The organism is Halomonas sp. C10-5 (assembly GCF_057169305.1).
In genome coordinates this window covers 2730108-2749248 of the sequence record NZ_CP175665.1, presented here as the reverse complement: position 1 = coordinate 2749248, position 19141 = coordinate 2730108, and the positions used below count along the sequence as shown (strand labels likewise).

General features: G+C 68.0%; 21 protein-coding genes. 13 read left to right on the top strand and 8 right to left on the bottom strand.

Features of this window, described 5'->3' with window-relative positions:
- Nucleotides 1–113: 113 nt before the first annotated feature.
- On the top strand, nucleotides 114–416 hold the full coding sequence (locus tag ACJ7IV_RS12810) for a DUF6482 family protein (RefSeq protein WP_213311447.1): 303 nt from the start codon (nucleotides 114–116) through the stop codon (nucleotides 414–416).
- A 45-nt stretch (nucleotides 417–461) separates the two neighbouring features.
- On the opposite strand, the gene ACJ7IV_RS12805 is transcribed toward ACJ7IV_RS12810, so the two are convergent.
- Both ACJ7IV_RS12805 and ACJ7IV_RS12800 read right to left on the bottom strand, forming a co-directional pair.
- Nucleotides 462–866 (bottom strand): thiol-disulfide oxidoreductase DCC family protein, encoded by a 405-nt coding sequence (locus tag ACJ7IV_RS12805; protein WP_483864729.1) that lies wholly within the window; start codon nucleotides 864–866, stop codon nucleotides 462–464.
- A complete protein-coding gene (locus ACJ7IV_RS12800) occupies nucleotides 863–2473 on the bottom strand; it encodes a cryptochrome/photolyase family protein (RefSeq protein WP_483864728.1) in 1611 nt (536 codons plus the stop codon). The genes ACJ7IV_RS12805 and ACJ7IV_RS12800 overlap by 4 nt, the downstream gene beginning before the upstream one ends.
- A gap of 119 nt (nucleotides 2474–2592) precedes the next feature.
- Here ACJ7IV_RS12800 and hemH point away from each other — a divergent pair, with 119 nt between their 5' ends.
- Entirely contained in the window at nucleotides 2593–3681 is a 1089-nt protein-coding gene (hemH, locus tag ACJ7IV_RS12795; protein ID WP_483864727.1) for a ferrochelatase, read from the top strand.
- A gap of 53 nt (nucleotides 3682–3734) precedes the next feature.
- On the opposite strand, the gene ACJ7IV_RS12790 is transcribed toward hemH, so the two are convergent.
- Genes ACJ7IV_RS12790 through ACJ7IV_RS12765 form a run of 6 tightly spaced genes read right to left on the bottom strand, consistent with a single transcriptional unit; the run spans nucleotide 3735 to nucleotide 9570 of the window.
- Nucleotides 3735–4121 carry a Na+/H+ antiporter subunit G gene (locus ACJ7IV_RS12790; protein WP_483866588.1) on the bottom strand — a complete coding sequence of 129 codons (387 nt, stop codon included), beginning with the start codon at nucleotides 4119–4121 and terminating at the stop codon, nucleotides 3735–3737.
- A gap of 14 nt (nucleotides 4122–4135) precedes the next feature.
- A complete protein-coding gene (locus ACJ7IV_RS12785) occupies nucleotides 4136–4405 on the bottom strand; it encodes a K+/H+ antiporter subunit F (RefSeq protein WP_483864726.1) in 270 nt (89 codons plus the stop codon).
- Nucleotides 4399–4896: a Na+/H+ antiporter subunit E gene (locus ACJ7IV_RS12780; RefSeq protein WP_483864725.1), complete on the bottom strand. Its 498-nt coding sequence runs from the start codon at nucleotides 4894–4896 to the stop codon at nucleotides 4399–4401. Before ACJ7IV_RS12780 ends, ACJ7IV_RS12785 begins: the two co-directional genes overlap by 7 nt.
- Entirely contained in the window at nucleotides 4893–6401 is a 1509-nt protein-coding gene (locus tag ACJ7IV_RS12775; protein ID WP_483864724.1) for a monovalent cation/H+ antiporter subunit D, read from the bottom strand. The genes ACJ7IV_RS12780 and ACJ7IV_RS12775 overlap by 4 nt, the downstream gene beginning before the upstream one ends.
- On the bottom strand, nucleotides 6398–6742 hold the full coding sequence (locus ACJ7IV_RS12770) for a Na+/H+ antiporter subunit C (RefSeq protein ID WP_023006663.1): 345 nt from the start codon (nucleotides 6740–6742) through the stop codon (nucleotides 6398–6400). Before ACJ7IV_RS12770 ends, ACJ7IV_RS12775 begins: the two co-directional genes overlap by 4 nt.
- Nucleotides 6742–9570: a monovalent cation/H+ antiporter subunit A gene (locus ACJ7IV_RS12765; protein WP_483864723.1), complete on the bottom strand. Its 2829-nt coding sequence runs from the start codon at nucleotides 9568–9570 to the stop codon at nucleotides 6742–6744. The genes ACJ7IV_RS12770 and ACJ7IV_RS12765 overlap by 1 nt, the downstream gene beginning before the upstream one ends.
- Before the next feature lie 222 nt (nucleotides 9571–9792).
- On the opposite strand from ACJ7IV_RS12765, the gene ACJ7IV_RS12760 reads away from it, so the two are divergent.
- From ACJ7IV_RS12760 to ACJ7IV_RS12710, 11 genes are all read left to right on the top strand, one after another.
- The gene (locus tag ACJ7IV_RS12760) at nucleotides 9793–12123 is read left to right on the top strand and encodes a putative monovalent cation/H+ antiporter subunit A (RefSeq protein ID WP_483864722.1); all 2331 of its coding nucleotides are present in this window, start codon (nucleotides 9793–9795) and stop codon (nucleotides 12121–12123) included.
- Nucleotides 12116–12550 carry a Na+/H+ antiporter subunit B gene (locus tag ACJ7IV_RS12755; protein ID WP_483864721.1) on the top strand — a complete coding sequence of 145 codons (435 nt, stop codon included), beginning with the start codon at nucleotides 12116–12118 and terminating at the stop codon, nucleotides 12548–12550. The genes ACJ7IV_RS12760 and ACJ7IV_RS12755 overlap by 8 nt, the downstream gene beginning before the upstream one ends.
- Nucleotides 12551–12559: 9 nt before the next feature.
- Nucleotides 12560–12907, top strand: coding sequence for a Na+/H+ antiporter subunit C (locus ACJ7IV_RS12750; protein ID WP_483864720.1), 348 nt, complete (start codon nucleotides 12560–12562; stop codon nucleotides 12905–12907).
- A complete protein-coding gene (locus tag ACJ7IV_RS12745; protein ID WP_483864719.1) occupies nucleotides 12904–14421 on the top strand; it encodes a Na+/H+ antiporter subunit D in 1518 nt (505 codons plus the stop codon). The genes ACJ7IV_RS12750 and ACJ7IV_RS12745 overlap by 4 nt, the downstream gene beginning before the upstream one ends.
- On the top strand, nucleotides 14418–14891 hold the full coding sequence (locus ACJ7IV_RS12740; protein WP_483864718.1) for a Na+/H+ antiporter subunit E: 474 nt from the start codon (nucleotides 14418–14420) through the stop codon (nucleotides 14889–14891). Before ACJ7IV_RS12745 ends, ACJ7IV_RS12740 begins: the two co-directional genes overlap by 4 nt.
- Before the next feature lie 28 nt (nucleotides 14892–14919).
- Nucleotides 14920–15189, top strand: a complete 270-nt coding sequence (locus ACJ7IV_RS12735) for a monovalent cation/H+ antiporter complex subunit F (RefSeq protein WP_161431274.1) — start codon at nucleotides 14920–14922, stop codon at nucleotides 15187–15189.
- Nucleotides 15182–15586 carry a monovalent cation/H(+) antiporter subunit G gene (mnhG, locus tag ACJ7IV_RS12730; protein ID WP_483864717.1) on the top strand — a complete coding sequence of 135 codons (405 nt, stop codon included), beginning with the start codon at nucleotides 15182–15184 and terminating at the stop codon, nucleotides 15584–15586. The genes ACJ7IV_RS12735 and mnhG overlap by 8 nt, the downstream gene beginning before the upstream one ends.
- 172 nt (nucleotides 15587–15758) lie before the next feature.
- The gene (locus tag ACJ7IV_RS12725) at nucleotides 15759–15911 is read left to right on the top strand and encodes a DUF2256 domain-containing protein (protein WP_483864715.1); all 153 of its coding nucleotides are present in this window, start codon (nucleotides 15759–15761) and stop codon (nucleotides 15909–15911) included.
- Nucleotides 15908–17275, top strand: a complete 1368-nt coding sequence (locus ACJ7IV_RS12720; RefSeq protein WP_483864714.1) for a DASH family cryptochrome — start codon at nucleotides 15908–15910, stop codon at nucleotides 17273–17275. The genes ACJ7IV_RS12725 and ACJ7IV_RS12720 overlap by 4 nt, the downstream gene beginning before the upstream one ends.
- 10 nt (nucleotides 17276–17285) lie before the next feature.
- A complete protein-coding gene (locus ACJ7IV_RS12715) occupies nucleotides 17286–17765 on the top strand; it encodes a DUF3429 domain-containing protein (RefSeq protein WP_483864713.1) in 480 nt (159 codons plus the stop codon).
- Between the two features lie 75 nt (nucleotides 17766–17840).
- Complete coding sequence (locus ACJ7IV_RS12710; protein ID WP_483864712.1) at nucleotides 17841–19124, top strand: lytic murein transglycosylase; 1284 nt, start codon at nucleotides 17841–17843, stop codon at nucleotides 19122–19124.
- Nucleotides 19125–19141: the final 17 nt, after the last annotated feature.

Here is a 19141-nt window from a genome sequence, read left to right as displayed (position 1 = left end):
GAACTCTCCTGGGGTCTCGTAGTCACATTTCCGACATGCAGCCGTCACCCTGGCGTCACCCCCGGGCGCCAAGCTGAGAGGATATGCAACGACAAGACACCCAGGAGGGATCCATGGAATTTCACGACCTCAAGGCCTTCGCGGCCCATCATGACAACTACGAGATTCGCGTCATCGGCCATGCCGGCAGCCGCTTCTATCAGGTGGAACTGGAGGATATCGAGGGCCAGCGACACATGCTGACCCGTCACGGCAAGCCGGTGCTGTTCCGCTCGCTGGATGACGTCTACGTGGAACTCAAGGGCGCCGGTATCCACCGCGCCTATCTGGTGCAGCAGGTACCCCACGACGAGGTGATCGGCCGCGCGACCCACTACCAGGACCCGCTGACTTCACGCATGCCCCTGGTCTTCTGAGTTCCCCACGTTATTGCCGGCAGGCCTTCGCGTGCCGGTCACCATTCAGCCTGCCGACTTCCGCCGCCGCCGCTCCAGCCAGCGCCCCAGGCGCACCCGGCGGCGGGCAAACCATCGATACCCCGCGTCCAGCACGCCCGCGAGCCCGGGCAGGCTGCTCAGCCACACCAGCCGTCGATAGCCGAGCACGGCGTAGAGCGCGCGGCTGGCGTCCATCCCGATATACCACTGTCCCCTGGCGTCCTTCAGGTGCAGCCTGCCCATCATCGCCTCGAAGGTCCGGCCCTGCGCCGTGGCGTCGAAGTCCGGTGCCTGGATGTCCACCAGCGCCACGCGCTCCCGGCGGGGATGTCGCTCCAGCCAGGCCACCTCACGCTGGCACAGCGGGCAGTTCCCGTCGTGGTAAAGGGTGACCGGCGGCGTGGCGGCAAGGGTATCACGATGGCTCATGGGGTCTCCTCCTGGCGCGTGGTGCGGTAACCGGCGAGATGGCGGCGGCGCTCTTCAACGTCTCCCGCCTGGCGCCATGACGAGCTGCGCGGCAGTGTTGCCAGGAAGGCGTCGGCCTGGTCGCGGATGGCTGCGCGCTTCTCCTCGCTCATCCTGGCGAGCGAGCCATAGATCAGTTTCATGCGCGGGTTGGCGGAGAGGGTCTCGGCATGACGCTCCAGGAAGCGCCAGTAGAGGCTGTTGAGCGGGCAGGCGTCGTCACCGGTGACCTGCTTCGGGTCGAAGCGGCAGTGGCGACAGTGGTCCGACATGCGGTCGATATACTTCCCCGAGGCGCAGTAGGGCTTGGAGCCCATCAGGCCGCCATCGGCATGCAGCACCATCCCCAGGGTATTGGGCAGCTCCACCCACTCGCAGGCGTCGGCATACACCGCCAGGTACCAGTCGCACAGCGCCTCCGGCGACACATCGCAGAGCAGTGCGATGTTGCCGGTCACCATCAGCCGCTGGATATGGTGGGCATAGGCGTTGTCACGGGTCATCTCGATGGCGCGCGCAAGGCAGCGCAGCTCGGTCTTGCCGCTCCAGTAGCAGGCCGGCAGGTCGCCCTCGGCCCCCAGGGCGTTGCCCGTCTTGTAATCGGGCATGCGTGTCCAGTAGAGGCCGCGCACATACTCCCGCCAGCCCAGGATCTGGCGGATAAAGCCCTCCACCGAGTTCAGCGGGGCGCGTCCCTCGAGATACTCCCGCTCCGCCGCCTCGCACAGCTCGCGGGGCGACAGCAGTCCCAGGTTGAGTGCCGCCGCGAGCCGCGAGTGGAACAGGAAGGGCTCGGCGTCGCTGATGGCGTCCTGATAGCGACCGAACTCGGGGAGCAGGTGCTGGGTGAAGTGGCGCTGGTCGACCAGCGCCTGGCGCCGCGTCACCGGCCAGTGGAAGCCCTCGAGGGTGCCGAAGTGGTCGCCGAAGTGCTCTGCCACCAGCGCCAGGACCTCCTCGGTGACGGCGTCCCGATGGTGGTGCGGGGGTTCCGGGGCCTCGAGTGACTCCGGCAGCGGCTCGCGGTTGTCGTGGTCGAAGTTCCACCGCCCGCCGGCGGGCTGGTCATCCTCCATCAGGAGGTCCGTTCGCCGTCGCTGCTCCCGGTAGAAGTACTCCAGGCGCAGCGACTTGCGGCCACGCGCCCAGGCGGCGAAGTCGTCCGGGGTGGTATAGAAGCGGTCGTCCTCGAGCAGGCGCCAGGGCAGGGCGGCGCTTGCACGCTCGTGCATCGCCTGCCACAGCCGCCACTCCCCGGGACGCACGACCTGGATCTCGTCGCAGCCGTAGAGGGCCGCCAGCCGCTCTGCCTCCTGGATCAGCCCCTGGACGTTGTCGGCATCGTCCAGGGCGCTGTAGTGCACCCGGAAGCCCCTGTCGCGAAGTTCGGCGGCGAAGTGGCGCATGGCGGCCAGGATCAGGGCGATCTTCTGTGGGTGGTGGGGCACATAGGTGCCCTCGGCGGCCACCTCGCAGAACGCCACCACGGCACCGTCGGGCGGGTCGCGCAGGCTGGGAAGCGACGGGGTGAGCTGGTCGCCGAGCACCAGCACCAGGGGGCGGGACATGGCTTGACCTCGAATTGTACAAATCCATTTGATAGTACAACCCGATCGCCGCCGCCGCGAGGGTCCTGATACACTAGACCCGTTTTCAACAACCGCACGTATCACCAAGGAGCCAGCCCATGACCACCGCGACCCAGGATTCGGCCAATTCCGGCATGGACCACCCCGGCAGCGGCCGCCTGGCCCATGCGCCGGATGACCATCCGCCGATTCCGCGCGCCCGGGTCGGGGTGGTGCTGGTCAACCTGGGTACCCCGGACGCCACCGATTACTGGTCCATGCGCCGCTACCTGAGTGAGTTCCTCTCCGACAAGCGGGTCGTGGACTATCCGAACTGGAAGTGGCAGCCGCTGCTGCAGCTGATCATCCTTTCGCGGCGCCCCTTCAAGTCCGGTGAGGCCTACCGTGGCATCTGGAACACCGAGAAGGACGAGAGTCCGCTGTTGACCATCACCCGGGATCAGACCCGCAAGGTGGCCGAGGGGCTAGAGGCGCGCTACGGCGATCAGGTGATGGTCGACTTCGCCATGCGCTACGGCAACCCCTCCACCGACAGCGTGCTCAAGCGCCTGCAGGCGGCGGGCTGCGAGCGGATCCTGTTCTTCCCGCTCTACCCCCAGTACGCCTCGCCCACTACCGCCACGGCCAACGACCACGCCTTCCGCACCCTGATGAAGCTCAAGTGGCAGCCGGCGATTCGCACCGTGCCTGCCTATTTCGAGCATCCTCGCTATGTCGAGGCCCTGGCCAGCTCGGTACGTGAGGCGTATGACGCCGCCGAGACGCCGCCGGAAGTGCTGGTGGCCTCCTATCATGGCGTGCCCAAGCGCTTCCTGATGGAGGGCGATCCCTACCACTGCCAGTGCCAGAAGACCACGCGACTGCTGCGCGAGGCCCTGGGCTGGGAGGAGGGCGCGATCCAGACCGCCTTCCAGTCCCAGTTCGGTCCCGAGGAGTGGGTGGGGCCGGCCACCGTGGAGCATGTCGCCGAGCTGGCGCGCCAGGGCAGGAAGCATATCGCCGTGGTTTCCCCGGCCTTCTCCGCGGACTGTGTGGAGACTCTGGAGGAGATCCAGGAGGAAATCCGCGACGCCTTCCTCGAGGCCGGCGGCGAGAGCTTCACCTACATCCCCTGCCTCAACGACCGCGACGACCATATCGCCGCGCTGCTTGCGATCATCGACAACGAACTGGGCGGCTGGGTGTAGCGTACCCCGACCCCTCACGACAGCGGGTCCGCCATTGGCGGGCCCGCTGCGTATCAGTCGTAACCGCGGTCCGGGTGAGGTACCGGCTTTTCGCCGACCTCCTCGGGGCGCAGCTCCACGGGGGTACCGATGGTCTTGTCCGCGTGCCGGAGCTTCAGGTGCAGGCCGGTCTTGGCCAGCAGGTGGGCGCTGACCGGGGCGGTGATGAACAGGAACAGGGTGATCAGCATCTCCTGGATGTCGGGCTTGCCCTCGGTGGCCCAGAAGTAGAGCATCGAGCCGACCAGCATGCAGCCGATTCCCAGGGTGGTGGCCTTGGTGGGGCCGTGCAGGCGCATGTAGAAGTCGCGCAGGTGGGCCATGCCCAGCGAGCCGATGAACACGAAGGCACCGCCGGCCACCAGCAGCAGGGAAGTGATTGCCTCGACAATCAGATGCAGGGTCATGACGCCTCCTATTCGATGATGTCGCCGCGCAGCAGGTACTTGCATACCGCCACGGTACTGATGAAGCCGAGCATGGCGATCAGCAGCGCCGACTCGAAGTAGGTCTTGGTGTTGAGCCACAGCCCCAGCAGCACGATCAGCGCGATGGAGTTGATGTACATGGTGTCCAGCGCCAGCAGGCGGTCGGGCATGTCCGGGCCGATGGTCAGTCGATAGACATTCAGCGCCAGCGCCGCCACCACCAGGGCCAGGCTGGTAAAGAGTGCGATCTCTAGCATTCGTATATCTCCTTCAGCGGCCGTTCGTAGCGTTCGCGAATGGTCTCGATCAGCGCGTCATCATCCTCCACGTCCAGGGCGTGGATCAGCAGCGACTTGCCATCCAGGCGCAGGTTGGCCGACACCGTGCCGGGCGTCAGGCTGATGGTGTTGGCCAGCAGGGTGATGGTGAAGCGGTTCTCCAGCATCAGCGGGTACTCCACGAAGTGGGGCCGCAGGCGTCGCCAGGGGTTGATGATCAGCCAGGCGACCTGGAGGTTGGCGGTCACGATATCGCCGAGCACGCGCATCGCAAAGCGCAGCAGCAGCCGCGGCTTCTTTACATGGGGCTGGGCATCCCAGAAGCGGTGGGTCACCAGCGGGATCACCACCGCCAGCAGGCCCCCCAGCAGGAGATGGCCGAAGGCGATGCTGCGCACCATCAGCAGCCAGACGATCAGCAGCAGGATCGACATCAGCGGGGTGGGCAACCAGGAGCGAGGCTGGATCATGGGGCGTCTCCCTCGGTGTTCAGCAGGGCCCGGGTCAGCGACTCGGGGCTCGCCAGCTGTTTGGCGGTGGCATCGGTGTAGTCGACCAGCGGGCCGGCCAGGACCACCAGCAGCGGGGCGGCGGCCATCAGCCAGGCAACCCCGAACCACTGGCGATGCGACAGGCGCTGGCCGTCCGCCTCGCCGGTGCTGCGCCAGAAGAGCGTCGAGCCGGCCCGGGAGAGGGCAATGATGGCGGCGAGCCCCGAGAGCAGCAGGATCGGCCACAGCCAGGCGCGCTCCATGCCCTCGGCGGCGGCCAGCAGCAGCGCCTTGCCGATGGCGCCGGAGAGCGGCGGCATGCCGGCCACGGCGATGGCGCCGGCGAAGAACAGCACGGCGAGCCAGCCTCCCTGGCGCAGCGGGCGACCCTTGACCAGGCGGGTACCGGCCTGGCCACGCTGGGCGCCGATCATCTCGGCGAGCAGGAACAGGCCGCCGGTGATCAGGGTGGTATGGACCAGGTAGTAGAGCAGGGCGGAGACCGCTGCGGGGGTGCCAATGCCGATCCCCGCCAGCAGGGTGCCCACCGAGACCAGCACCAGGTAGGCCACCAGCAGGCGCAGGTCGCGGGCGGCCAGCACACCGATACCGGCCGCCACCAGGGTGCCCAGCGACAGCCACCACACCCACGCCTGCTCCAGGTTGGCCAGCGGGCCCGCGGCCTCGCCGAAGATCAGCGAGTAGACCCGCAGGATGGCGTAGATGCCGACCTTGGTCATGATCGCGAACAGCGCGGCCACCGGTGCCGGTGCCGCGGCATAGGCCTTGGGCAGCCAGAAGTAGAGCGGCAGGATGGCGGCCTTGAGACCGAACACCACCAGCAGCATCAGCCCACCGGCCATCACCAGCCCCTCGCGTTCGGCGGGCAGCTCGGCGAGGCGCATGGCCATGTCGGCCATGTTGAGGGTGCCGGTGGCACCGTAGAGGATGCCCACCGCGATCAGGAACAGCGATGACCCGGCCAGGTTGAGCACCACGTAGTGCACCCCGGACATGATCCGCTCCTTGCCGCCACCGTGCAGCAGCAGGGCGTAGGAGGCGAGCAGCAGGACCTCGAAGAACACGAACAGGTTGAACAGGTCGCCGGTCAGGAAGGCGCCGTTGATGCCCATCAGCTGCCACTGGAATAGGCCATGGAAGTTGCTGCCGCGCTCGTCATCGCCGGCACAGGCGAACACCACGGCCCCCACCGCCAGCGCCGCGGTGAGCAGCACCATGAGTGCCGAGAGCCGGTCGAGCACCAGCACGATTCCGAAGGGGGGCTGCCAGTCCCCCAGGGCGTAGTAGGTCACCTCGCCGCCGGCGGCGCGAGCCACCAGGGCGATGCCCACCAGCAGCAGGGCGAGGGTGGCGCCGGCGCCGATCAGGCGCTTGACGCGGACGCTGCCCTGACGCTGGAAGAGCAGCAGGATGCCCGCCACCAGCGGCAGCACCACCGGCAGCACGATCAGGTGTGAGCTCATCGGCGTCCCTCCCCGGCTTCATGCTTGCGGCCGTCGACATGATCGTTGCCCGCCTCGCTGCGGGCGCGCATGGCCAGTATCACCACGAAGGCGGTCATGGCGAAGCCGATGACGATGGCGGTCAACACCAGCGCCTGGGGCAGCGGGTCGGCGTAGTCGCCTGCTCCGTCGACCAGTGCGGCGCCATCGGTGGTCAGGCCGCCCATGGAGAACAGGAACAGGTTCACCGCGTAGGAGAGCAGGGTCAGGCCCACCACGACGGGGAAGGTTCGCGAGCGCAGGATCAGGTAGAGCCCGCAGGCGGTGAGAACGCCGGTGGTGATGGCGTAGAGGCTTTCCATCAGGAGGACTCCTTGGAACTGTCGGGAGACGGTGCGCTTGCGGTGCTGGGCTCCTTGGCCGGACGGTGGGGTGTGGTCACCTTGCCCAGATTGGCCAGGATCATCAGGGTGGCGCCGACCACCGCCAGGTAGACCCCCAGGTCGAAGAGCATGGCCGTGGCCAGCTCGAACTTGCCCACCAGTGGCAGCGAGAAGTAGCCGAACGAGGAGGTCAGGAACGGGTAGCCGAACAGCCAACTGCCCAGGCCGGTCAGGGTGGCGATGCCGACCCCGGCGATGGCCACCGGCTGGTAGGGGAAGTCGAGTCGCTGCTGGGCCCACTCCACTCCGCGGGCCATGTAGAGCAGGATCAGCGCCACCGCGGTGATCAGGCCGGCGATGAAGCCACCACCGGGCTGGTTGTGGCCGCGCAGGAAGATGAAGGCGGAGACGAGCAGCGCCAGCGGCAGCAGGGCCATGGAGATGGAAGTCAGGATCGCCGGGTAGCGGTCCGGCGACCAGACGCGGCCCTCGCCGTCGCTGTGCGGCATGAACAGCCGCAGGCGGTTGAGCAGCTTGAAGATCGCCAGGCCGGCCAGGGCCAGCACGGTGATCTCGCCGAGGGTATCGAAGCCGCGGAAGTCCACCAGGATGACGTTGACCACGTTGTGGCCGCCGCCGCCGGGCACGCTGTTCTCCAGGAAGAAGCCGGAGATGGGCGCCTTGTCGCGGGTCAGCACCGCATAGTTGAGGCTGGCGACTACCAGCCCCAGGGCTCCGGCGAGTACCACGTCACGCAGGTTGCGGCGGTTGGAGGACTCGGTGGGGGTCTTCTGGGGCAGGAAGAACAGCGCCAGCATCAGCAGGATCATGGTCACCACCTCCACCGAGAGCTGGGTCAGCGCCAGGTCCGGGGCCGAGAAGCGGGCGAAGGTCAGCGAGACGACCAGGCCCACCACCGAGAGCATGATCAGCGAGATCAGGCGGAAGCGGTGGGTCACCGCGGTGGCGATGCCGCCGAACATCAGCAGGGCGGCGCCCAGCAGCACGACGCCGTCGATGGGCTGGTTGCCCAGCGAACCGGTCAGCCCGCTCATGTGCGCCAGGCCCAGCCCGCCCATCAGCAGTGAGGCGAACAGCAGCCAGGTCATATAGCGCTGTAGGGAGCCACCATCGAAGCGGCCCAGGCCGCGTTCGGACCAGCGGCCAAGGCGCTGCAGCGCCGCCTCGAACACCAGGCGGGCATCCACCGGGCCGAAGCCGCGGTGGAAGTGGCGCAGGTCGGCGTGTCGCCAGTAGGCGGCGACCCCGGCGACCAGGGCAATGGCACTCATCGCCAGCGGCAGGTTGAGGCCGTGCCAGATGGCCAGGTGGAAATCCAGGGGTTCGCCCAATACCGCCTCCACGGCCAGACCCAGCAGCCCCTCGGCGAGCACCGGCACCAGACCTACGATCACGCAGAGCGCCACCAGCAGCTCCACCGGCGCGCGCATCAGCCACGGCGGCTCGTGGGGCGATTTGGGTGGCCCCTCCTTGGCGGGCTTGAAGAATACGGCGTGAACGAGGCGTAGCGAATAGGCCACCGAGAGAATGCCGCCCAGGGCGGCGAGTACCGGCAGCACCCAGCTGAGCCCGGCCAGCACCGGGGTCTCCAGCGTTTCGGTGAAGAACATCTCCTTGGAGATGAAGCCATTGAGCAGCGGAACCCCGGCCATGGCCGCGCCCGCTACGCTGGTCAGCAGTGCGGTGACCGGCATGGCCCTCTTCAGGCCGCCGAGGCGGTCGAGCTCACGGGTGCCGGTCTCGTGGTCGATGATCCCGGCGCTCATGAACAGCGCCGCCTTGAAGGTGGCGTGGTTGAGGATATGGAACAGCGCGGCGAGTACCGCCATGGGGCTGCCGATGCCCAGCAGCACCGTGATCAGGCCCAGGTGGCTCACCGTGGAGAAGGCCAGGATGCCCTTGAGATCGGTCTTGACCAGGGCGAACCAGGCGCCATAGAGCATGGTGGCCATGCCCACCAGGGACACCACCGCGGACCACAGCTCGCTGCCGGCGATGGCCGGGTGCAGGCGCGCCATCAGGAAGATGCCCGCCTTGACCATGGTCGCCGAGTGCAGGTAGGCCGAGACCGGTGTGGGCGCCGCCATGGCGTGGGGCAGCCAGAACTGGAAGGGGAACTGGGCCGACTTGGTGAAGGCCCCCAGCAGCACCAGTGCCAGCATGATCGGGTAACGCGGGTCGGCCAGTATCGCCTCGCCGCCGGCCAGGACGTCGTCCATGGCGTAGCTACCCACCATGTCGCCCAGCAGCAGCAGACCGGCGAGCAGGGCCAGGCCGCCGGCGCCGGTCACGGTGAGCGCCATGCGGGCGCCCTTGCGTGCGTCGCTGCGGTGGGACCAGAAGCCGATCAGCAGGAAGGAGGAGAGGCTGGTCAGCTCCCAGTAGAGCCACAGCAGGATCAGGTTGTCGGCCATCACGATGCCGACCATGGAGGCCATGAACAGGATCAGGTAGGCGTAGAAACGCCCGAACGGCTCCTCCGGCGACAGGTAATAGTGCGCATAGAGCAGGATCAGCAGGCCGATGCCCATGATCAGCAGGTTGAAGAGCAGCGACAGGCCGTCCAGGCGGAAGGCCAGCTCGAGCCCCAGGCTGGGTATCCAGTCCACGGAGAAGCGCAGGGCCTCGCCGGCGGAGAGGGCCGGCAGCTGTGCCAGCATCAGCAGCAGGGCCAGGGCCGGGAGTACGGCGGTGGCCAGGGAGCAGAGGCGTCGTCCGCGGCCGGCAGTGACCATCGGCACCAGCATGCCCACCAGCGGCAGCAGGGCTATCCACATCAGAGTCATCGGTCGCTCATCCTGCGAGTGAGAAGTAAGGGGAGGGGCGCAGGATGCCTGCTGGGCCGGAGGATGCAAGCGACAACGGGTCGCATCCCGTCCCTGGGGCGCTGGCCCGTCCACGGCGGTATGCCGTTTATCCTAACGCAAAGCGCTGTTTCACGCTCTACCCTTGAGTTTCAACACCTTGTGTGGATAAGGTGATCCGATCGACCGACGGGAGGGCGCCGGATGCAGCTCGCTGTGCTGGGAGGGTTCGTGGTGGCCGCCATGGCGCCGCTGCTGCACCGCTGGTTCGGGCCGGGCACCGCGCGAGTGATGGCGCTGCTGCCGGCGGCCATCGCCGCCTGGCTGATCGGCCAGTGGCCAATAATCGCCGCAGGCGACACGCTGTGGCTCGAGTGGGCCTGGGTGCCGGGCCTCGATATCACCCTCACCTTCATGATCGACGGGCTGGCCTGGCTCTTCGCCATGCTGATCACGGTGATCGGCACGCTGGTGCTGATCTACTCCGGGGAGTACCTCCACGGCCACCGTGACCTGCCGCGCTTCCTGGTGGTGATCACCGCCTTCATGATGTCGATGCTTGGCCTGGTGCTGGCCGACAATCTGGTCACCCTGTTCGTGTTCTGGGAGCTGACCAGCATCACCTCCTACCTGCTGATCGGCTTCAACCACACCGACCTTGCCGCACGCAAGTCAGCCCAGCAGGGGCTCTTCGTCACTGTGGGGGGCGGACTGGCGCTGCTTGCCGGCTTCGTCATGCTGGCCCTGGCCGGCGACAGCTGGTCGCTGGTCGAACTCAATGCCCGAGGCGAGCAGCTCAAGGCACATGCGCTCTATACGCCGCTGCTGATCTGCGTGCTGATCGGCGCCTTCACCAAGTCGGCCCAGTTCCCCTTTTACTTCTGGCTACCCAATGCCATGGCGGCGCCGACCCCGGTCTCGGCCTACCTGCACTCGGCGACCATGGTCAAGGCGGGCATCTATCTGCTGGCACGGCTCCATCCGGCGCTGGGCGGCACCGAGCTCTGGGTGGTCACGCTGTCGCTGGTGGGAGCGCTGACCATGGCCACCGGCGCCTTCCTGGCGATCCAGCACACCAACGTCAAGAAGCTGCTGGCCTACTCCACGGTGATGGCGCTTGGCACCCTGACGATGCTGCTGGGTATCGGCACCGAAACCGCGCTCACCGCCTTCGTGGTCTTCCTGCTCGGCCACTCCCTCTACAAGGGGGCGCTGTTCATGGTGGCCGGCATCCTCGACCACGAGACCGGCACCAAGGATGTCACCGCCATGGGCGGGCTGCGCCACGCCATGCCGAGCACCGCCCTGGTGGCGGCGGTGGCGGCGCTGTCGCTGGCGGGGCTGCCGCCGCTGCTCGGCTTCATCGGCAAGGAACTGATGCTGGAGTCGGTGCTGGGCGCATCGGACTACCGTGGAGTGATCCTGCCGCTGGCCTTCCTCGCGGCCTTCCTGACCCTGGCGGTGGCGGCGATCGTCGCCATACGCCCCTTCTTCGGCCCGCTGCGCGAGACGCCGCAGACGCCCCATGAGCCCCCCGGCGGCCTGCTCGCCGGCCCCGCCCTGCTGGCCGCACTGTCGCTGCTGTTCGGCCTGGCGCCGGGGCTCCTCGACGCCCTGGTGAGTGCCACCGTCGCGGGCATCGGGGCAGGGCAGGTCGAGGTGCATCTGGCGCTGTGGCACGGCCTCAACCTGCCGCTTGCGCTCTCCCTGGCCAGTCTGGCGCTGGGGGCGCTGGTGTTCCGCCGCTGGGATCGCCTGCGTTCGCGGCTGGCGCGCCTGGAGCCGCTGATGGCCCGCGGCCCCGAGGCCGGCTACGAGGCCCTGATGGCGGGCATGGTGCGTGTCGCCGAGTGGCAGACCCGCTTCCTGCAGAACGGTTATATCCGCAACTACCTGGTGATGACCCTGCTGGTGCTGCTGGGTCTGGTGGGCCACGCCCTGCTGGTGCGTCACACACCGACCCTCTCCTTCGCGCTGGATGTCTACCTTCATGAGGCGATGGTGGCGGGGCTGATGGTCGCCGGGGCGGTCGCCGCCTGCGTGATGCGTTCGCGCCTGGCGGCCGTCGCCGCGGTGGGGGTGATGGGCTACTCCATCGCCCTGACCTTCGTGCTGTTCAGCGCCCCGGACCTGGCCATCACCCAGCTGCTGGTGGAGACCCTGACGGTGATCCTGCTGGTGCTGGTGCTGTTCCGCCTGCCGCGCTTCGCCACCCTCTCGACCCCCGTCGAGCGACTGCGTGACCTGGTGGTGGCGGGGCTCTCCGGCGGCCTGATCACCCTGTTGATGCTGACGGTGCTCTCCGGCGAGCGCCTGCCGCGCATCTCGGACTACATGGTGGAGAACAGCCAGCCGCTGGGCCATGGCCACAATATCGTCAACGTCATCCTGGTGGACTTCCGCGCCCTGGACACCCTGGGCGAGATGTTCGTGCTGGCGCTCGCGGCCATCGGGGTCTACGCCATGTTGCGTTTCCACGCCGAGGAGTACGAGGCGAGGAGTGCCTCGCGGACACGGAGGGGAGACGATGGTTAGATCGGGCACGCTGATCCTCAATGTGGCGGCGCGGCTGCTGCTGCCGTTGCAGCTGATGTTCTCGCTGTTCCTGCTGCTGCGCGGCCACGATGAGCCCGGCGGTGGCTTCATCGCCGGGCTGGTGGCGGCAGGGGCCTTCGCGCTCTACCTGTTCGCCTACGGGCGGCGTGCCCTGGGGGCGATGCTCAAGGTCTCGCCCCGCGACCTGGTGGGGGTGGGGCTGCTGCTGGGGGTGGTCTCGACGCTACCCGCCTGGTGGCATGGCCAGCCCTTCTTCACCGCCCAGTGGTGGACCATACCGGTCATCGGCTTCAAGGCCTCGACGCCGCTGATCTTCGATATCGGCGTCTACCTGGTGGTGCTGGGCTCGGTTCTCACCGCCATCACCGCCCTGGTCAAGACCGACGATACGGACGACCAACGCTGAGGAGAACCCATGGAACCCTTGATGGCCGTCACCATCGGCACCCTGTTCGCCGCCGCCATCTACATGATGCTGCGCCGCTCCATCGTCAAGCTGGTGATCGGGTTGATGCTGCTCTCCAATGCCGCCAACCTGCTGATCTTCTCCACCGCCGGCATGACCCGCGGAGCGCCGCCGCTGGTGCCAGAGGGTCTCTCCGCTCCCGCCGGGACGGTGGCCGACCCGCTGCCCCAGGCGCTGGTGCTCACCGCCATCGTCATCGCCTTCGGCGTGCTGTCGTTCGCCGTGGTGCTGGTGCGACGGGCCTGGGAGATCGTGCGTGCCGATGACCTGGACAAGATGAAGGATACCGACACGTGAATCCCGAGATCGCGCTGCCCATCCTGATCCCGCTGATGTCGGGGGCCGTGTCGCTGGTATTCTGGCGCTCGCGCCTGATGCAGCGGCTGGTCGCCGTGGGCGGCACCGCCGGGCTGCTGGTCACCGCCCTATGGCTGCTCGCCTCGGTGAACCGCGACGGCATCCTGGTGATGCAGATGGGCGGCTGGGCCGCCCCCTTCGGCATCAGCCTGGTGGCCGACCTGCTGGGCGCCATCATGGTGGTGCTCACCGGCATCATCGGCTTCGCCGTGGCGATCTACTCCCTGGCCACCGCCGGACGTGGCCACGAGGCCTACGGCTACTTCCCGCTGATGCACCTGCTGCTGGCCGGGGTGGCCGGCGCCTTCCTCACCGGCGACATCTTCAACCTCTACGTGTGGTTCGAGGTGATGCTGGTGGCCTCCTTCGCGCTGCTGATACTGGGCAGCGAGAAGGCGCAGATGGAGGGGGCGATCAAGTACGTGGCGCTCAACCTGCTCTCCTCGGTGATCTTCCTGATCGCCGTGGGGCTGCTCTACGGCATGGTCGGCACCCTCAACATGGCCGACATCGCCAGGCGCCTGGCGGCGGTGGAGGAGCAGGGCATGGTCGATGCCCTGGCGATGATGTTCATGGTCGCCTTCGGCATCAAGGCGGCGGCCTTTCCGCTGTTCTTCTGGCTGCCGGCCTCCTACCACACCCCGCCGGTGGCGGTGTCGGCGCTGTTCGCGGGGCTGCTCACCAAGGTGGGGGTCTATGCGCTGTTCCGGGTGTTCACGCTGATCTTTCACCATAGTCCGGGCTACACCCACGAGATCCTGCTGTGGGGGGCGGGGCTGACCATGCTCTCCGGGGTGCTGGGCGCAGCGGCCCAGTTCGAGTTCCGGCGCATCCTGTCGTTCCATATCGTCAGCCAGATCGGCTATATGATTCTGGGGCTGGCGCTGTTCACGCCGCTGGCGATCGTCGGCGGGGTCTTCTACATCATGCATCACATCATCGTGAAGACGAACCTCTTCCTGGTCAGTGGCATCGTCCACCGCTTGGGGGGCAGCTACCAGCTCAAGCGCCTGGGCGGCTTCTACCGCAGCCACCCTTGGCTGGCGGTGCTGTTCCTGATTCCGGCACTGTCGCTGGCCGGCATCCCGCCGCTCTCGGGTTTCCTGGCCAAGTTCATCGTGATCCGTGCCGGTATCGAGGCCGAGGCCTACGGCGTTACCGCCATCGCCCTGCTGGTAGGCCTGCTGACCCTCTACTCGATGATCAAGATCTGGGCCGAGGTGTTCTGGAAGTCGACGCCGCCCGAGGGGGAGGTCGACCCCTATCCCGAGGTGCGCCAGCGCGAGTTGTGGCTGATGGCCGCCCCGGTCGTAGGGCTCGCACTGTGCACCCTCTTCATCGGCCTCTATCCGGCGCCGATCCATGCCCTGGCCGAAGCCTCGGCCGCCCAGCTGCTCGACCCCGACGCCTATATCCGCGCGGTGCTGGGGGCGCAGCCGGAGGTGCTGCCATGATCGGCGCGGCCTGGAACCTGCTGCTGGTGGGCGCCTGGGTGGTGCTCACCGGCGACTTCAGCGGCCTCAACCTGCTGGCCGGGCTGGTCTTCGGCTACCTGGTACTGGCACTGATCCAGCCTCAGGTGCCGGCGCTTGCCGGCTATGCCCAGCGCCTGCCGCGGCTGGTGCGTTTCATCGGCTTCTTCCTCAAGGAGCTGGTCATGGCCAACCTCAAGGTGGCCTTCGACATCGTTACCCCGCCCTGGTACATGAAGCCCGGGGTGATCGCCATGCCGCTCCAGGCGCGCAGCGAATTCGAGATCGCCTTCGTCGCCAACCTGATCTCGCTGACCCCGGGCACCCTGAGCCTGGATGTCTCCGACGATCGCCGGGTGCTCTATATCCACGCCATGTTCCTGGACGACGAGGCGGCGCTGCGCCGCGACCTGGCGGAGCTGGAGCGCCGTGCCCTGGAGCTGTTCCACTGATGTCCATGAGTCGCGGAGGAGGACGCCGATGTCGCCGCTGATCCTGTTGAGCCTGGTGCTGATGGCGCTGGCGCTGTGTCTGACCTTCGTGCGCCTGTTCCGTGGCCCGAGCCTGCCCGACCGGGTGGTGGCCCTGGAGCTCTTCTCATCGATCCTGGTCGGCATCATCGGGGTGGTGGCCATCGCCACCGACGTCGCCAGCCTGCTCGACGTGGCCATCGTCATGGCGCTGATGGCCTTCATGGCCGCCATCGGCTTCGCCCGCTTCCTGGAGCGAGGGGGGCCGCGAGATGACTGAGATCCTCAAGGAGGGGCTGATCCTGATCGGGGCGCTGTTCATGCTGCTGGCAGCGCTGGGGGTGGTGCGCCTGCCCGACCTGCTGACCCGCATGCACGCCACCACCAAGGCGGCCACCCTCGGCGCGACCCTGATCATGCTGGCGGTGGCGCTGCACTTCGCCCAGGTGGCGGTGGTGGCGCGGGCCTTCGGCGTGATCCTGTTCATCATGATGACGGCACCCGTGGCCGCCCACGTGATCGGCCGTGCCGGCTACTTCGTCGGTTCCCGGCTGTGGGAGGGCACCCTCAAGGACGAGCTCAAGCCCAACTATGATCCCCTGACCCACGAGCTGAAGAGTGGCTTGGAGACCGAGCGCAATGCGCGCCGCGAGCCGGGGGAGAGCGACGCTTCCTGAGCGCTTCCCGACCACGGGTGTGGCATGAGGGGCCACCATCGGGTGGCCCTTCCTGTAACGGCTCCCGGGGCCTGACTGGCGTGACCGGTATCGAGCGGCTGGTGGTAGCAGGAGTTTAAATTGTACATATACTGTACTATTATTTATTAATGTACATGATTGGGGTCCTGGCATGCACCGCAAGCCATACCTGCCACACAAGGCCTGCACCGGATGCGGCCGGCCCTTCGCCTGGCGCCGCAAGTGGGCGCGCTGCTGGGAGGAGGTTCGCCACTGCAGCGAGCGTTGTCGGCGCGAGGCGCGTCGCCGGAGTTCCGCATCGTGAGGCGGGTGCTGGCATGGCTGCGTGGTGACCTGCGCCTGGCCGACAATCCCCTGCTGCGCTTCGCTTCCCCCGCCGAGTCGCTGCTCTGCGTCTACGTGCTGGACCAGGCCTGGCTCGAGGATCGCGTCGGCCTGGGGCCCCGCATCGGCGCCGCGCGGCTGCGCTTCCTGTGGGAGAGTCTGATCGCCCTGCGCGGCGAACTGCTTGGTCGCGGCAGCGACCTGCTGGTGCTTGTCGGGGATCCGGTGGCGGAGGTCGCCGCTCTGGTCGAGCGTCACGCCATCGACCAGCTTCGCGTGCGTCGCGACGCCGGCTGGGAGGAGGGCCGCGCGGTGGCGCGCCTGGCCGAGCGCCTGGGGTCAGGGGTCGAGCTGTGGCAGCCCGATTCCGGCACGCTCCTCGACGAGGACGGCCTGCCGCTGCCCCTGGCCTCGCTGCCGCCGAGTTTCTCGGCCTTCCATCGCCGTGTGACACGCGACGCCACGCTGCCGGCGTCCTGGCCGGCGCCGGTGACCCTGCCGCCCTGGCCGGAAGACGCGCAGCGAGGGCTGCCGGCGCTGCAGCAGATATCACCGGCGGCCGCCGACTGGTCGGCCGATGCGCGAGGGGACTTCCGCTTCGCCGGTGGCGAGGCGGCGGGGCTGGCGCGGCTCGACCACTATCTCTGGCAGGGTGGCGCCGTGGCCAGCTACAAGCAGACACGCAACGCCCTGATGGGTGCTGACTTCTCCACCCGCCTCGCGCCCTGGCTGGCCCACGGCTGCCTCTCGGCGCGACAGGTTCATGATGCGGTACGTGCCTGGCAGGCGACCCATGGGGCGAGTGACTCCAGCGAGTGGGTGATTGTCGAACTGCTGTGGCGCGACTACTTCCATTGGGCGGCGCGCCAGGAGGGAGCGGCACTTTACGGCCACCAGCAGCTGCCGTCGGACGACGACGCCTTCCGTCGCTGGCGTCGTGGGCAGACAGGGGTGCCGCTGATCGATGCCGCCATGCGCGAACTGGTGGCCACCGGCTGGCTCTCCAACCGGGCGCGGCAGAATGCGGCGAGTTACCTGATCTTCGAACTGGGGGGCGACTGGCGCCTCGGCGCGGCCTGGTTCGAGCGCTGCCTGGTCGATTACGATGCCGCCAGCAACTGGGGTAACTGGCGTTACCTGGCCGGTGTGGGGCGGGATCGCCGCGGGCATCGCTTCGATATCCCCTGGCAGACCCGTCGCTACGACCCCGAGGGTGACTATGTGGCCCGCTGGCAGCCCTCGCTGGCCTCGCTGCCGGTGGCGCAGCGCCACTGGCCCCGGCGTGCCGATGCCGAACGCTTTGCGCCGTCCCCGGGCGACAAGGTGCCGCCCGTCGACCCCTGAGGAGACTTCCATGACCCTTCCCGGTATTGCCATCGATGCCGACGGCCGCCATTCGCGACTGCCGCTGCTGCTTGGCCTGGCCGGCCTCCTGCCCTTCCTGTTCATCGCCACGGCGGCCTGGCTGGCGCCGGTCGCCTGGCAGGTGGTGGCCATCAAGGCCTTTCTCTATTACGCCGCCGTGATCCTCTCGTTTCTGGGCGGCATCCAGTGGGGCGTTGCCATGTCGCTGGAGTCGGCCGGCCGCACCGCCTTTCGCGTGCGCCTGCTGTTGAGCATGGCCCCGAGCCTGGTCGCCTGGCCGGCGCTGCTGCTGCATCCGTTGACCGGTGCCTGGGTGCTGGCCGGCGGCTTTGTGCTGGTGCGCCTGCTTGAACTGGGTCGCGACAGCCGCGAAACGCTGCCCGTGTGGTTCCAGTCCCTGCGCAACCTGTTGAGCCTGGTGGTGCTGGCCTGCCTGGCCGCGGTGATCCTGAGGCTGTTCGGGAACTGAGCAGGACTGGCCGTGGCGCGCCAACTGCGCGATGATCATTGCCTGTTGCCATCACGCCAAGGAGTGCCTGCCACCATGCAACGGATGACCCTGACCTGCTGCCTGACGCTGGCCCTGCTGGCCGGCTGTCAGAGCGGCCCGGCCCGCGAGGCGAGTGCCGCCGACCAGACGACCGCGACCTCCGGCGAGGCGGCTTCCGAGGCCTCTTCCGGCGCTGCCGATGCCCGGGAGCCCGCCGCCGCCGAAAGCTTCACCGCCTGGCTGGCTCGCTTCCGTCAGGAGGCGCGTGGCGAGGGGATCTCGTCGGCGACCCTGGAGCGCGCCCTGGACGGCGTGCGCTATCGCCCACGGGTAATCGAGCTGGACCGCTCCCAACCGGAGTTCGTGCGGCCCATCTGGCAGTATCTCGACAGCGCCGTCTCCGCCCAGCGTGTCACCACCGGGCGGGCCCGCCTGGCCGAGCATCGCGACACCGCGCATCGCATGGAGCAGCGCTACGGCGTGCCGGCGGAGGTGATCGTGGCGATCTGGGGCATCGAGAGCAATTACGGCGGCAACTTCGGCGACTTCTCGACCCTCGAGGCGCTGGCCACGCTGGCCTATGACGGGCGGCGCAGCGACTTCGCCCGCGGTGAGCTGCTCGCCGCCCTGCGTATCATCGAGGCCGGCGATATCGCCCCCGAGCGCATGCTCGGCTCCTGGGCGGGTGCCATGGGCCACACCCAGTTCATTCCCTCCAGCTTCGAGGCCTACGCCAAGGACGGTGATGGCGACGGGCGTCGTGATATCTGGGGCAGCATCCCGGACGTCATGGCCTCCACCGCCCACTATCTGGCGCAAGCCGGCTGGCGCGAGGGGGAGCCCTGGGGCGTCGAGGTGACCCTCCCCGAGGGGTTCGACTATGCCCAGACCGAGCTTTCCAACCGGCGCTCGTCCGCCGCCTGGTCCGCACAGGGCGTGCGTGCCGTGGGTGGTGGAGCCTTGCCCGCCTATGACGAGGCGGCGGTGATCGTGCCAGCTGGCGCGAGGGGACCGGCCTTTCTGGTGGGGCCCAACTTCCGGGCCATCCTGCGCTACAACAACGCCACCAGCTATGCGCTGGCCGTGGGCAGCCTGGCCGACGAGATCGCGGGGCGTGGCGGGATCGTCGGCGGCTGGCCCCGGGAGGAGCAGCCGTTGAGCCGCAGCCAGGTGCGCGAGATGCAGCAGGCCCTCAATGCACGCGGTTTCGAGGTGGGCACGCCCGACGGTATCATGGGCCCCAATACCCGCCGCGGAGTGCGCGAGTTCCAGGCCTCCATCGGCACCCCCCCGGATGGCTTCGCCACCCGCAACCTGCTCGAGCGTCTGCAGCGCTGAGCTCCCGACCCGGAGGA